The sequence below is a fragment of the Fructilactobacillus sanfranciscensis genome (assembly GCF_029023685.1).
GTDB classification, from domain to species: Bacteria; Bacillota; Bacilli; order Lactobacillales; family Lactobacillaceae; genus Fructilactobacillus; species Fructilactobacillus sanfranciscensis.
The window spans coordinates 1,345,972-1,358,948 of sequence record NZ_CP118925.1; the positions used below are offsets into that span (position 1 = coordinate 1,345,972).

Genomic DNA, 12,977 nt, shown 5'->3' on the forward strand with positions numbered 1-12,977 from the left:
ATTTCTTAACGATGTTCAACTTGTGAAAGAAATTGATGAGCCCGTTCAGTCTTAGGTTGTTTGAAGAACTCTTCGGTAGAAGAATCTTCTAAAATTTTACCATCCGCCATGAAAATAACTCGATCAGCCACTGCTTTCGCAAAATCCATTTCATGAGTAACCACTAAACTAGTCATTGAAGAACTCGTGGTAATGTCTCGCATAACACTCAAAACACTTCCAACCATCTCTGGGTCTAAGGCCGAAGTGGGTTCATCAAAAAGTAAAGTTTTGGGATCCATTGCAAGTGAACGCGCAATCGCAATTCGTTGTTTTTGCCCACCAGATAATTGAGCAGGATATTTTGCACCTTGGTCAGTTAAGCCAACGCGTTTTAATAATTGATCCGCAATTTCCCGATTCTTGGCATCATTTCGTTTTAAAACAATTTTAGGTGCTAACATAATGTTGTCCAAAATCGTTTTATTATTGTAGAGATTAAAGTGTTGGAAAACCATTCCAACATCCGTTCTTAATTGATTTAGATTAGTTTTGTCACTAGAAACATCTTTGCCATCTACAATTAGTTGACCCTTTTGAATTGTTTCTAGACCGTTAATGGTTCTAAGTAACGTTGACTTTCCAGAACCTGATGGTCCAATTAATACAACCGTTTCACCGGGGTGAATAGTTAAATTAATATCATGAAGTGCATGAAAATCACCATAATATTTTTGGACATCTTTAAATTGAATAATATATGACATATTTATGTCCCTCCTCGTCTTCTCTAGAAAGGGGCTTCTAGGCTTCCTTAAACTTACTAGATAATCATAAATATGCCTAGGCTTCCTGTCGCATTTTGTGACATCAAATCCGAATAAATTTTAATATAAAAATTTATTCGGATTTGATGTCTAATTGTTTCATGTGAAACGACAAAAAACGCTGCTTCCTAACATAGGAAACAACGTTTTTATTTTTATAATAATGGAGATAGCAATCGACTAAAGTGTTGTTTGAAATTAAGCCAAGCAGATTGATCTTTAAAGATCTTTTCTGTTTGAAGTGTACTTTCAGCAATATTTTGTGCGTAAATCTCTTCCATTTTTTGGGCAAGCTTTTCATCGTAAACAAAGGCATTACATTCAAAGTTAAGTTCAAAGCTCCGATAATCCATATTGGCTGAACCAACAGAAACTAGTTTATCATCAACCACCATCGTTTTCGCATGCATAAATCCATTGTTATATGCATAGACCTTCACCCCGAGATGCATTAATTGTCGAGAATAATATTGGGTCGCACGATAAACAAATGGGTGATCAGGCATATCTGGAGTGACAATTTCGACATTTACGCCAGACTTAGCAGCAATTTTCAAAGCATTTAACACTGATTCGTCAGGGATTAAGTAAGGTGTCGCGATTTTAATTGATTTTTCTGCCATTTCAATCAACTTAATGTAACCCATTTTAATTTGTTCCATCGTTGAATCAGGACCACTAGCAACCACTTGAATAATGGCATTTCCATCAGTTTCCATTTTAGGATAATATTTAGCAATATTATCAGGATCATTAGGATCAATTTGTGATTTAAGATCAGTTCCATTCCAATCTAAAATAAAGCGAGATTGTAGCCCATAAACTCCATCACCATGAATTCTAATCGTACAATCACGCCAATCACCAAATTTTTTTGACCAACCCATGTATTGATCACCAATGTTCAATCCGCCAATATAACCAAATTCACCATCAACGGTCACTAACTTGTGGTGATCACGAAAGTTAACTCGCATGTCTTTAATGTTTAACTTATTGTGCAAGAAAGGAAATGCCCTTCCTCCACCATCAATTAAAGGTTTAAAGAACTTTTCAGTTGTCCCCATCGAACCCCATGCATCATAAACTACTCGAACATCAACCCCTTCTTGAGCCTTTTCAACCAAGAGATCTAAGGTTTGACGTCCAATCTTATCATGAGAAAAAGCATAAAATTCGATGTTAATGGAACTTTTGGCATTTCTGAAATCAGTAAATAATTGTTTAATGAAATCAGGGCCATTAGTAAACGTTTCAATTTCATTATGTCCTAGTAAAGGTGCTGAAGCGGTATTCATAAAAAGTTTTACTAATCCTTGTGAGTCGTTAACCATTTTATTGTTAGGATTCTCTTTATCATTGAACTTACCTAACTTTTGTTTTTGTTGCTTAATTTGTCGTTTAACTTGCTTCTTGGCACTCCCACTAAGTCTTAATAAACTACTCTTTGGCATACGTCTGCCGAAGAAGGCATAGACAATAAATCCAAAGATGGGGATGAAAATTAATACTAACAGCCATGCCCAAGTTGCTGCAATATCACGTGGGGTTCTAAAAACAGTGATAATCGCAAGAATCGTATTAATAATGATAATTGCGTCTAAAATTGACCAAAAAATTACCATGGGAACTCCTCCTAATTTCTAATAACACTATTCTACCTAATTTTTCAGACTTTTGTTGAAAAATAAGTTATTAATAATCAAAATAAAAAGAGTTAAACCAATTTGGTTTAGCTCTTGTCTTTATTCTAATGAATCCCATGGTTCTAACATAATTGGTGCTTTGTCTAATACTTTTTTGGTTTCATCACGAAGAAATTCCTTTTTAACAACCACTTCATAAGTGTAATCATCCATCCAGTTATCGGCCATTACAAAATAACCTTTGTCGCCAATTTTAGGACCCCAACTATTTTCTACTTTCCACTTAATTGGTTGGTCATTAACCACATCAACTCCCGTTAAAGTCATTGCATGAGAAACTTCTGCTTCATGATATTCAAGTCGTTCTGCTTTACTCATTTTGGTATTGATCCCAAATAATTCATCATGTAAGAATAATTCACTATCTAAAATACCCTTTTGACGGTCCATTTGTTGTAAAACATCATTTCCAAACCAAATCGTTTCTCCAGCTTGAAGCTGTTTAATGGCAGCTTCTTTAAGTTGATCCATTGACTCGTTTAAAAATTCAATTTGTTTGCCACCTTCAACATTATCTTGACTAGGCAATGCGTATAATTCACCGTATTTTTTATCTGGGGAATTAGTTAAAACTACGTATTGATCTAAATCAACTCCAATGTATTTGGCATAGAAATCTTTAGGTGTTAGTCCTCGATCAAGATGATACTTTTTATCATCATCACGATATTCCAAATCAAATTTTTCTGGTGGAACACCGACTGATTGACCAGTAATTCGATAAATTTCATCCATATATTGTTGTTTCAAATTATTGATTTCAGCATTCGTTGCTCCACGATTGACTAATTCACGAAGTTTCATAGCATCATGACGCATTTTTCGATTTAACAACATATCCAAATCACTTGTGTCTTCTGTAACAGCGGTTTCCGGGAAGGTTTCACGTGGAACTACCCCATATTTTTGGACTAAAGCAGCTGCCATCGCCCATTGACCACCATCAGTACCTGGTGAACTCAAGTAAAATTCAACTTCACGATCACTAGCAGGACGACCAGCTAAAGCAATCATCCGATCATAAAAAATATTAGCCCGTTCAATCTTATCCCAGAAAAATAAGTAGCTTTGAGACAATTCAAAGTCTTTTACTTTATGCTGAGTAGCGAATTGATGACGTAACGTATTTAAAATTGAAAATAACCAACAGCGTCCACTGTGCTTTTGATTGGCAACAGTTCCTGTAGGAATATCAATTGAAAAAGTATGGTTCAATTTAGCTAAAACTTGAGCGTTCGTAGCAGTTTTATTAATTCCATTAGACATCACAGCGTTAGCAACAATTTTATGTTCCGGACGGTCTTTTAACTTTTGATGCATTTGTGCAAGGTCTTGATTAGTAAGCGGTTGATTAAATTTCATGTTATTCACCCTTTCGATTTAATTGACATTGTACCAATTAAATTTACAAATAACAAAAAAGACGACCCAAAGTCGTCTTTTTATTAATCTCGGTCATTGATATTTTCACGTTTTTGTTTATTAGTATCCCAAGGGAAAGTCTTAACTACCCCAATAACCTTATCTTTCGGTACAAATCCCCAATAACGGCTATCATTTGAAACACTTCGGTGATCACCCATTACAAAGTATTGATTCTTTGGAACCTTCACTGCTCCTTGATTCTTTTTCCAGTTTCTAGAGAGTGATTTTAAATCCCAGTTTCCAGGTTGCATATTGTAGTCAGATCCATTTTTTTGTTCTGAACTACTAATGTAGCTTTGATCAATTTTATGATCATTAACGTAAATTGATCCATTCTTAAAAGCAACCGTATCTCCTGGAACTGCAATAACTCGTTTTACATAATCAGTTCCATTAGTACCAAGTAAATTCTTTACAAAACCACCATTTTCCGCTGCTTGTGGATCAATCCCGGCTGCGTTGAAAACAATTACACTCCCACGTTTGATTTCTGAACGACGCCAAACCATAATTCTTTCATTATTAATCAGGTTCGGCTCCATGGAAGGCCCATCAACACGAGCAACCGTGAAAAAACATTGTCTAATTATTAAGGCAACCGCCAAACCAATTATCACTGGGAGAACCCAACTTAGAATTCCTTTGATTGTTTTCATTTTATTTCTCCTATTTTATAAATCAATCTATTTTACCACTAATGCAAATTTCGCTGTAAAAATTGTTCTTTTTGAGCAAAAACCGTTTCGTTCATAAAACCACTTGGTCCATGTGGAGCATCCGGTACAATATGTAACTCTACGTTTTGAGATCCAATTTTTTGCGCTACTTCAGCGGCTAAATTAATTGTTTGAATATAAGGAACGACCCGATCCTGTTTTCCTGCATACATTAAAACGGGAACCATATGTTTGTTTAAATAAGTTTTCGGATTAACGGCCACATTTAAATCAGGAACGTCTAACGGACGTTGTTGTCCTAACATCATACCTTCAAATGAATCAGCAGCTCCAGTTTCTGAAAATTTAGGTGTTTGGCCTAAGACAGCGAATTGAGCAGGCATCATCGCTAAATCGTAAGGACCATAAGAGGCAATTACTCCGTTGACTTGACTGCTATAATATAAATTACCACCAAACTCACTTTGCAACTGATTATTTGCTTCTGAAGCAGCGGTTAGCATGGCCAACTGTGCTCCTGATGATTCCCCCATTAAAAACACATTCTGATCATCAAAATGATATTGGTCGGCATGGGCTTTTACCCACCGAATCACGGCCTTCAGTTCATAAATTGGCTGAGGAAAGTCTGCCATGTAACTTAATGAATAGTTAGGGCTCACCACTGCATACCTGCGTTTCAATAATTGAAGGGCTCCATTTAATTTATTAGAACTTTTTTCTCCAAAGTACATTCCGCCACCGTAAACATCAATGATAACTGGATAATTAGATTGTTCTTGGTTAGGTAAATAAATATCAAGTTGGTTACGCTGACCATCTGCATATGCCAAATTAAGGAATTTGCGGTCAATCCCTTTTGTATCTGCGCCCACAAAAGTTGGTTTACGTTCAATAAATTTAACCATTTTCCCGTTCACCTCAAAATTATTGATTTTTCTTATTTTACCATTAATCGATTAAATTTTAATTAAGCTTGTAGTTTACTGAATCCAAATTGAATTCGGTTAGTAGAAAACGGTGATGCTGAATTGGAAATTTTAAATCAAGATGCTGCCCCTGATTGTGATTGCGAGTTTTTAAAGGAGCAAACTTTGAGAGCAGTTCTGCCTAAAAGTTATCCATTTTCGTCAGATCTAAATGCATTAAATTTAGCTGAACTAACCAAGTACCCCTATATTTTATTAGAAGAAGGTTTACATAGTGAATCTTTAAGTCAGTTTAAAAGTGCTGGTCTAAAACCCCATATTAAAATGCGACTACATGATAGTTTCTCAACATTATTAATGGTCGAACAGGGCTTAGGCTATACCATTATGCCAGTTGATCAAGCCTTAGATGACCACCATCAGATTCGCATTTTACCAACTAGTCCAATCATTACCAGAAAAATTGGGATTCTATCAAAAAATGAAATCCTGATGACCAGTGCCGCAGAAAAATTCAAAAAATTTGTCAAAAAACATGCCCAAGAATTAAATTAACCAAAAAAATAAGACAACTCAGAAAGTTGTCTTATTTTTATTTTAAAAGATTTGGCGAATAACATTCATAACTTTGATAAAAACACGATTAGAAATTTTTTCCACATACTGGGCGTGGCGGTCCGAAAACCAAACGTATAAAATTGTAAAGCATTTACATAGCCATCAATTTCCTTACCTTTTACGGTAATAGAGGTTACGTGGTTTTTTTGGCCATGTGTAATTGGGGACACGGCAACTAATCCCGTTCGCTCACTATAATCCCCTTTACTAAGGACTAAAGCTGGCCGACGTTTTTTGATTTACAACCCACTTTGGGGGTCAAAATCGAGATAGATAATGTCTTTTTGTTTTGGAATATACTCATCAGTCATCTAATTTTTCCTCCCCCATAAATTTGCCAAAATCCATTTCTACTTGTGAAAAATCAAGGTCAGCAAATTCTGGACTAGAAAAAATATCTTGATACAACGGGGTAAATACAATCTCACCATTATCTAACTGTGAAACATAATATTGGTCACCTAAATTAAGCTTAATTTCATCCGTAACTGGTAAAGTCATCTGTTTTCCATTTTTAATTACTTTTACAATGCGATTATTCAGTTTTCGCAATCTTACCCTGTTGAATGTACACACTCAAAATGGCGATGTCAGAAGGATTAACTCCACTAATTCGTGATGCTTGCGCAATCGTGGTTGGTTGAATTTGTTTCAACTTTTCTTTTCCTTCAGTTGCAATTCCATCAATCGCATCGTAATCAATTTTTTCCGGAATTTTCTTCGATTCCATTTTTTTCATCCGATTAACTTTTTCTTCTTCTTTTTTAATGTAACCAGCGTACTTAATGTAAATCGTAATTTGTTCCACAACACGTGGATCAAGTGGTTCATCCGTTGCTGGAATGTATTCTAGCAACTTTGCATAGTCCACATAAGGTCGACGTAAGAATTGAGCGGCAATAATTCCATCTTTCAAAGGCTTATCACCGCGTGATTGGACAAATTCATTAATCTGATCATTTGGTTTAATTCTGATGGTTTCTAGACGATTAATTTCATCTTCAACGGCTTTTTTCTTGGCCAAAAATGCTTCGTAGCGTTCATCAGAAATCAAACCGATTTCATGACCAATCGGAGTTAAACGCATGTCAGCATTATCGTTTCGTAACAATAACCGATATTCGGCCCGACTAGTCAAAAGTCGGTAAGGTTCATTAGTTCCTTTGGTAACTAAATCATCAATTAGCACCCCGATGTAAGCATCGGAACGTTTTAAGATAATTGGATCTTTACCTTGAACTTTACGTGCAGCATTAATTCCGGCCATTAATCCTTGTCCAGCGGCTTCTTCATAACCCGAAGTTCCATTGGTTTGCCCCGCTGTGAAAAGATTTTCGATTACTTTACTTTCCATACTAGGCTTCATTTGTTGTGGTGGAATAATGTCATATTCAATCGCATAACCAGGACGCATCATCTTGGCATTTTCCAACCCTTTAATTGAATGGAGCATTTCTTGTTGTAATTCTTCGGGCATGGAATTAGACATTCCATCCACATACCATTCGTCGTTGCCACGACCTTCTGGTTCAAGGAAGACTTGGTGACGATCTTTATCAGCAAACCGGACCACTTTATCTTCAATTGAAGGACAGTAACGAGGCCCAATTCCATCGATTACACCATTAAAAAGTGGAGAACGATCTAAATTATCTCGAATAATTTGGTGTGTTGTGGGATTAGTGTAAGTTAACCAACAAGAAATTTGTTCACTGACCGGTAAATAATCACTATAAGGAGTCATAAAACTAAAGTGATGTGGTTTCTCATCTCCTGGTTGTTCTTCAATTCCAGAATGATCAATCGTATTCCCATTTACTCGAGGGGGAGTTCCAGTCTTGAACCGTTCCAAATTAAACCCATTTTTTTCCAGATTTTCTGACAATTTAATGGATGGAAGCGAGTTATTAGGACCTGATGAATAACGAAGTTCCCCAATGTAAATTTGTCCTCGTGCTGAAGTTCCGGTTGCAAGGACCACCGTTTTCGCGTGATAAATTGCCCCAGTATTGGTGATAACTCCTTCAACGCGGTTATCATTTACTACCAAATTGTCCACGATGGCTTGACGCAACGTTAAGTTGTCTTCTTTTTCAATCGTATTTTTCATTTCTTGGTGATAAGCATGCTTATCAGCTTGAGCCCGTAATGCTTGAACTGCAGGACCTTTACCGGTATTCAAGAGCCGCATTTGGATGTAGGTTTTGTCAATGTTTTTACCCATTTCGCCACCTAAAGCATCAATTTCTCGAACCACTGTCCCTTTTGCTGGTCCACCAACCGAAGGATTACAAGGCATAAAGGCGACCATTTCTAAACTAATGGTTAGTAATAAAGTCTTTTGACCCATCCGTGCTGCAGCTAAAGCGGCTTCACTACCGGCATGTCCAGCACCCACAACTACAACATCGTAATCACCCGCATTGTAAGTGTGCGTAACATCCGTTGTTTTTAAAACTTCTTTTTTTTCTGTCATTATTTTCTCCTAATGTTTCATGTGAAACAACTATTTTCCAATACAGAACTGGTCAAATAATTGATCCATCAATTCATCATCATAACTATCTCCGGTAATTGCGCCTAAATCATCCCATGCTGATTGCAAATCAATTTGCACAATATCAACTGGTAATCCCGCTCCAATTCCATCAATAACCGTTTGCACTGAGTCAAGTGCTTGTTGTAAAAGACTAATATGGCGAGCATTGGTGACCATCACACTGTTTTGCGTGCTAGCAATTCCTTTAGTAAAGAACATTTGAGAAATTGTATCTTCAAGTGTTTTGGTTCCATTTTCTGCCATAGCAGAAGTCTTAATCATTTCACTATTCCCGTATTCGGCTTTAATTTTCTCAATGTCTAACTTCATTGGAAGATCGGTTTTATTCAATAAAATCACTCGTTTACTATCGCGAGTTAAATCAAGTAATTGTCGATCTTCATCAGTTAAGGGTTCGCTTGAGTTCAAAACTAAAAGTACCAAGTCAGCTTTTTTAATTGCAGCACGAGAACGGTCAACCCCAATTTTCTCTACCTTATCTTCAGTTTCCCGAATTCCTGCGGTATCAATTAAATGAAGCGGAACACCCGCTACATTCACATACTCATCAAGCACGTCACGGGTAGTTCCAGGCACATCCGTTACAATTGCTTTTTCTTCATGCAATAAACGATTCAACAAACTTGATTTACCAACATTAGGTCGACCAACAATTGCGGTATTTAAGCCATCACGGAGAACTTTTCCTTGTTGGGCCGTTGCTAATAATTTCTCAATTTCAGCTTTAATTTCCTGTGCTTTATCCAACATTAATTTTGAAGTCACTACTTCAGCCCCATCATATTCGGGATAATCAATATTAACTTCGACATTAGCTAACACATCAACAATTTTTTGCCGCATTTTACGAATTGCTGCAGAAAGATTACCATCCAACTGATTTAAAGCTGCTTTACGGGCTTCATCGGTCTTGGCATCAATCAAATCCATTACCGCTTCTGATTGAGAAAGATCAATTCTTCCATTTAAAAAGGCGCGCTTCGTAAATTCTCCTGGTTCAGCCATCCGAGCGCCGTTTCTTAATACTAGCTGCAAAACCTTATTGGTAACTTGAATTCCACCGTGGCAATTAATTTCAATAATATCTTCTTTAGTATAGGTTTTGGGAGCCCGCATCACTGAAACCATCACTTCATCAACTCTACTATCATCATTGGCAGGATCGACAATGTGTCCATAATTAATGGTATCAGTTGCTACTTTATCTAAGTCTTTACCACGATAAATTTTTTTCGCAATTTTCATGGCGTCTGACCCACTAATTCTTACGATTGAAATTCCCCCAACTCCTGGAGCAGTTGAAATTGCTGCAATGGTATCATAATCAGTTGTCATTAATGGCATCTTAAAAACTCCTTTCTGCTTTTTTCAATAAAAAAAGTACCTACCCCTCGCGTCTTAACAACACGGGGACAAAGTACTTTCACTACTTTATCGATTTAATTTTATATCTTATCTATCATAATTAGATTAATTTAATTTGTCAATTTATGACTATCGTGGTCCAATAACCACTTCACGATTTGGTTCATTTCCAACTGAATAAGTTAAAACATCATCAAAATTTTCTAAAGCTAAATGAATTTGTTTACGCTCAAAGGCAGGCATGGAATCAAGATGAACTGGTTGGCCCGTTGCTTCAACGTCCCGAGCACTTCGTGTAGCTAAATCAATTAAAATTTTCCGGCGACGTTCGCGATAATTAGCGGTATCCAAAACGACCTCGACGTAGTTTACGCCGTGATTATTAAGGTAAAATTCACATAATTGTTGGAGAGCATTAATAGTTCGACCGTGCTTACCAATTAAAAGTCCTTCTTTATCAGTTTGACAATCAATGTAAACACGTTTGTTGTTCGGCATGTCAACCTCTAAAGTGGCATTGATTCCCATCTCATCAAGTACGTCTTGTAAATACTTAGCAAGCTTTTTAACAACAGCAAAGTTACGTTCAAAACGGGCTTCAGCAGTTGTTTCTGGCTGTTTACTAGCTTTTTGGGAGACCTCAGTTGTAACTGTCTTTTTAGTTGGTTTCAGTGTTTTAACTTGTTGTTTAACAACTTTCATTTCAATAATGGCATCTTTTTTAAATAATCCTAAGAATCCATTACTTGGTTTTTGAATAATTTTAATTTCAGCGTTTTCACGATTGATGTTTAAGTCTTTAAGTCCATTTTCAATGGCGGTTTCTAGATTTTTACCTGTATATTTTGGCATGATATATGATTTCTCCTAGTTAATTGTCAACCTTGATAGCATAGCACAAATTAACTAGGTTTCGAAAGGGTTTTCGTTCGTTTGTAATATTAATTTATAAAAAAATAAGCTTAGGAATTAAATTTTCCAAGCTTATTTTAAATATTAACGTTTTTTGTGACTCTTTTTAGCCCGACGAATTGCTTTTTCAACGGCTCGTTCATGCTCACGTTTAGCCTTTTGCTTTTCTTCTCGTTCGCGTTTCATTTTCCAAGGATTTTGGATAACTAATGTTTGTCCAACTTGGAAAGCGTTGGTAACTACCCAGTACAATGAAAGGGCTGATGGAACATTCAAGGCCGTGAAGAAAATAATCACAGGCATCAAGAAGGTCATCGACATTGCCATGGCATTGGTTTCTGGTTGTGACTTCATTGCTAACCAAGAACTAAAGAACGTAAACAAAGCAGCAAGAATTGGCAAAATAAAGTATGGATCACGACTTCCTAGTTGTAACCATAAGAAGTGCCCGGTTTTTAGTTCCGGTGTCCGCCAAATGGCTTGGTACAACGCAAAAATAACTGGTAATTGTACAATCATTGGCAACATACTTGCCATTGGATGTACTCCATTTTCTTTATAAAGCGCTTTTTGTTCAGCCTGCAACTTCATCATCGTATCAGTATCACGAGATGAATACTTCTTTTGCAAAGCTTTAAGTTGTGGCTGAAGTTCAGCCATCTCTTTCATGTTTTTAGTTTGGTAAACCATCAATGGCAAAATGATAACTCGGATAATAATAGTAAATAAAATAATCCCAATTCCATAGTTGTAATCAAAGGCTTTCGATAACCAAATAATCGCACGAGAGAAATTATAAACGATTAATCCATCCCATAAACCAGTACTATGACTAGTAACGGGAGAGTTGCTACAAGCAGTTAGAAATAACCCTAAACTGACTGCCATCATGGCTGTAGCAATTTTTTTGAATTTTTTCATTCCTTTTCCTCACTATAATCAGCATCCAACAAATGAGCTAAGTGCAAAACGTGCACCAAACTAGACTTTACTTCTTTCATTGAAAGACCATCAGCAATCGGTCTTGCAATAATTAAAATATCAACGTCTTGTTTTAGATAAGGCTTTAATTCAGTAATTGATTGTCGAACTCGACGTTTCACCCAATTACGGTGAACCGCATTTCCAATTTTTTTACCGACGGAAATTCCAACCCGAAAATGGGGTTGATCGGGTTTTTCCATTTGATAGATAACAAATTGACGATTAGCTACCGAATCATGCTTTTCAAAAACTTGCTGAAAATCAGCTTCTTTTTTAACACGATACGATTTTCTCATTAAATTAATCTCCAAATTTTTACATTTGCATAATAAAAAAGGCCACCGAATGGTCAGTGGTCTATGCAGATAATACTTTTCTACCTTTTTGACGGCGACGAGCTAATACTTTACGTCCACCTTTAGTTTGCATACGTGCACGGAAACCATGAACACGGTTACGATGACGTTTCTTTGGTTGGTAAGTTCTCTTCATTACGAGCCCTCCTTATATTCGATTTCGTTTAAACGATTTTTTATTCAATAGTGCTTCTTTTAAATAATAGCACAAACCGCGAAACTAGCAAAGGACAAATTTGAAAAGTTCCATAATTAGTCAACCTAACGTTCTGTGGATATAAAAAAAGTTTCATAAAGTTTACCTGTTAATTAGTGTGGATAACTAGGCAGGTAAATCACATGATTTGCACGAATCTTTGCACAAAATCACAGAAGTTATTCATTTTTATCCACAAGCTGTGCACAATTCAATAAATGTGTAATAGTTCCTTTTATAGCAACATTTAGTTATCAACACGTGCTTGTTAATTAGTCAAAAAGCAACTTCTTTTTATTAATTATTAACAGGCTTGTGGAAAACTTATACCTTAGATGTGAAACATATATCCACAATGTGTTTTATGCTGTGGAAAACTTTTTTATTTCCGTCATAAAATGCTAAAATGTTTTTATCGCTTTAACATAGGAGGAGTAACTTCA

Annotated in this window: 14 protein-coding genes; 1 reads left to right on the forward strand and 13 read right to left on the reverse strand. The window is 36.2% G+C overall.

Annotated features, from left to right (window positions below):
• Positions 1-5 precede the first annotated feature (5 nt).
• The 5 genes from PY770_RS07055 to PY770_RS07075 form a co-directional block, all read right to left on the reverse strand.
• Positions 6-746 (reverse strand): amino acid ABC transporter ATP-binding protein, encoded by a 741-nt coding sequence (locus tag PY770_RS07055; protein WP_275045914.1) that lies wholly within the window; start codon positions 744-746, stop codon positions 6-8.
• A 215-nt stretch (positions 747-961) separates the two neighbouring features.
• On the reverse strand, positions 962-2,431 hold the full coding sequence (gene cls / locus PY770_RS07060; RefSeq protein WP_238981668.1) for a cardiolipin synthase: 1,470 nt from the start codon (positions 2,429-2,431) through the stop codon (positions 962-964).
• Positions 2,432-2,551: 120 nt separating this feature from the next.
• Positions 2,552-3,874 (reverse strand): C1 family peptidase, encoded by a 1,323-nt coding sequence (locus tag PY770_RS07065; RefSeq protein ID WP_275045915.1) that lies wholly within the window; start codon positions 3,872-3,874, stop codon positions 2,552-2,554.
• A gap of 83 nt (positions 3,875-3,957) precedes the next feature.
• Complete coding sequence (lepB, locus tag PY770_RS07070; protein WP_014082542.1) at positions 3,958-4,593, reverse strand: signal peptidase I; 636 nt, start codon at positions 4,591-4,593, stop codon at positions 3,958-3,960.
• 38 nt (positions 4,594-4,631) lie between these two features.
• Complete coding sequence (locus tag PY770_RS07075) at positions 4,632-5,522, reverse strand: alpha/beta hydrolase (protein WP_275045916.1); 891 nt, start codon at positions 5,520-5,522, stop codon at positions 4,632-4,634.
• Between the two features lie 93 nt (positions 5,523-5,615).
• On the opposite strand from PY770_RS07075, the gene PY770_RS07080 reads away from it, so the two are divergent.
• On the forward strand, positions 5,616-6,098 hold the full coding sequence (locus tag PY770_RS07080; RefSeq protein ID WP_103428553.1) for a LysR family transcriptional regulator substrate-binding protein: 483 nt from the start codon (positions 5,616-5,618) through the stop codon (positions 6,096-6,098).
• A 65-nt stretch (positions 6,099-6,163) separates the two neighbouring features.
• Here PY770_RS07080 and PY770_RS07190 read toward each other — a convergent pair whose 3' ends face one another.
• The 8 genes from PY770_RS07190 to rpmH form a co-directional block, all read right to left on the reverse strand.
• Entirely contained in the window at positions 6,164-6,400 is a 237-nt protein-coding gene (locus PY770_RS07190) for a type II toxin-antitoxin system PemK/MazF family toxin (RefSeq protein WP_395392601.1), read from the reverse strand.
• Positions 6,401-6,464: 64 nt separating this feature from the next.
• The gene (locus tag PY770_RS07085) at positions 6,465-6,713 is read right to left on the reverse strand and encodes a hypothetical protein (protein WP_275045917.1); all 249 of its coding nucleotides are present in this window, start codon (positions 6,711-6,713) and stop codon (positions 6,465-6,467) included.
• Positions 6,697-8,637, reverse strand: a complete 1,941-nt coding sequence (gene mnmG / locus PY770_RS07090; protein WP_275045918.1) for a tRNA uridine-5-carboxymethylaminomethyl(34) synthesis enzyme MnmG — start codon at positions 8,635-8,637, stop codon at positions 6,697-6,699. Before mnmG ends, PY770_RS07085 begins: the two co-directional genes overlap by 17 nt.
• Before the next feature lie 30 nt (positions 8,638-8,667).
• Complete coding sequence (gene mnmE / locus PY770_RS07095) at positions 8,668-10,065, reverse strand: tRNA uridine-5-carboxymethylaminomethyl(34) synthesis GTPase MnmE (protein WP_275045919.1); 1,398 nt, start codon at positions 10,063-10,065, stop codon at positions 8,668-8,670.
• Between the two features lie 150 nt (positions 10,066-10,215).
• Positions 10,216-10,938: an RNA-binding cell elongation regulator Jag/EloR gene (jag, locus tag PY770_RS07100; protein ID WP_103451076.1), complete on the reverse strand. Its 723-nt coding sequence runs from the start codon at positions 10,936-10,938 to the stop codon at positions 10,216-10,218.
• A 144-nt stretch (positions 10,939-11,082) separates the two neighbouring features.
• Positions 11,083-11,919, reverse strand: coding sequence for a membrane protein insertase YidC (gene yidC, locus PY770_RS07105; RefSeq protein WP_014082551.1), 837 nt, complete (start codon positions 11,917-11,919; stop codon positions 11,083-11,085).
• Positions 11,916-12,278 (reverse strand): ribonuclease P protein component, encoded by a 363-nt coding sequence (gene rnpA, locus PY770_RS07110; protein WP_014082552.1) that lies wholly within the window; start codon positions 12,276-12,278, stop codon positions 11,916-11,918. Before rnpA ends, yidC begins: the two co-directional genes overlap by 4 nt.
• A 61-nt stretch (positions 12,279-12,339) precedes the next feature.
• Entirely contained in the window at positions 12,340-12,474 is a 135-nt protein-coding gene (gene rpmH / locus PY770_RS07115; protein ID WP_014082553.1) for a 50S ribosomal protein L34, read from the reverse strand.
• Between the last annotated feature and the right edge of the window lie 503 nt (positions 12,475-12,977).